The organism is Streptomyces sp. NPDC006458 (assembly GCF_040612135.1).
In the GTDB taxonomy this organism is placed as follows: Bacteria; Actinomycetota; Actinomycetes; order Streptomycetales; family Streptomycetaceae; genus Streptomyces.
Genome location: NZ_JBEXPR010000094.1, coordinates 1 through 1471, shown reverse-complemented (window position 1 = coordinate 1471; position 1471 = coordinate 1). Strand labels below are relative to the sequence as shown.

At 69.5% G+C, this 1471-nt stretch carries 2 protein-coding genes; both read left to right on the top strand.

The genetic code is table 11. The features are described 5' to 3' along the window. On the top strand, positions 1-1383 hold a 1383-nt coding region (locus ABZZ79_RS39695), incomplete at its 5' end, for an acyl-CoA carboxylase subunit beta (protein ID WP_356697554.1). Between the two features lie 11 nt (positions 1384-1394). Next, on the top strand, positions 1395-1471 hold a 77-nt coding region (locus ABZZ79_RS39690), incomplete at its 3' end, for an acyl-CoA carboxylase subunit epsilon (RefSeq protein WP_356697556.1).

Genomic DNA, 1471 nt, shown 5'->3' with positions numbered 1-1471 from the left:
AGCTTCGGCCTGGACGCCAACCGCCCTTACGGCGACGGTGTGGTGACCGGCTACGGCACGGTCGACGGGCGTCCGGTGGCGGTGTTCTCGCAGGACTTCACGGTCTTCGGGGGTGCGCTGGGCGAGGTGTACGGGCAGAAGATCGTCAAGGTGATGGACTTCGCGCTGAAGACGGGCTGCCCGGTGATCGGCATCAACGACTCCGGCGGTGCCCGTATCCAGGAGGGTGTGGCCTCGCTGGGCGCGTACGGGGAGATCTTCCGCCGCAACACCCACGCCTCGGGTGTGATCCCGCAGATCAGCCTGGTGGTGGGGCCGTGCGCGGGCGGCGCGGTGTACTCGCCGGCGATCACCGACTTCACGGTGATGGTGGACCGGACCAGCCACATGTTCATCACCGGCCCCGACGTGATCAGGACGGTCACCGGCGAGGACGTCGGTTTCGAGGAGCTGGGCGGGGCCCGCACCCACAACTCCGTCTCGGGTGTGGCGCATCACATGGCGGGCGACGAGAAGGACGCCGTCGAGTACGTCAAGCAGCTGCTGTCGTACCTGCCGTCGAACAACCTCTCCGAGCCGCCGGCGTTCCCCGAGGAGGCCGACCTCGCGCTGAGCGCGCAGGACCTCGAACTCGACACGATCGTGCCGGACTCGGCGAACCAGCCGTACGACATGCACACGGTCATCGAGCATGTCCTGGACGACGGCGAGTTCTTCGAGACGCAGCCGCTGTTCGCGCCGAACATCCTCACCGGCTACGGCCGCGTGGAGGGCCACCCGGTGGGCGTCGTCGCCAACCAGCCGATGCGGTTCGCCGGCTGCCTGGACATCACCGCCTCCGAGAAGGCCGCCCGCTTCGTGCGCACCTGCGACGCCTTCAACGTCCCCGTGCTGACCTTCGTCGACGTGCCCGGCTTCCTGCCCGGCGTGGACCAGGAGCACGACGGCATCATCCGCCGCGGCGCCAAGCTCATCTACGCCTACGCCGAGGCCACCGTGCCCCTGATCACGGTCATCACCCGCAAGGCCTTCGGCGGCGCCTACGACGTGATGGGCTCCAAGCACCTGGGCGCGGACCTGAACCTGGCCTGGCCGACCGCCCAGATCGCCGTCATGGGCGCCCAGGGCGCCGTCAACATCCTGCACCGGCGCACCCTGGCCGAGGCCGAGACGGACGGCGAGGACCTGGAAGGCGTGCGCGCCCGGCTGATCCAGGAGTACGAGGACGCCCTCCTCAACCCCTACATCGCGGCCGAACGCGGCTACATCGACGCCGTCATCACCCCCGCCGACACCCGCCGCCACATCGTCCGCGGCCTGCGCCAGCTGCGCACCAAGCGGGAGTCCCTGCCGCCCAAGAAGCACGGCAACATCCCCCTGTAGAAGGAGCCGCTGTGACCATCAAGGTCGTACGGGGCAACCCCACCCCCGAGGAGCTCGCCGCCGCCCTGGCGGTCGTCAGAGCCCGCGC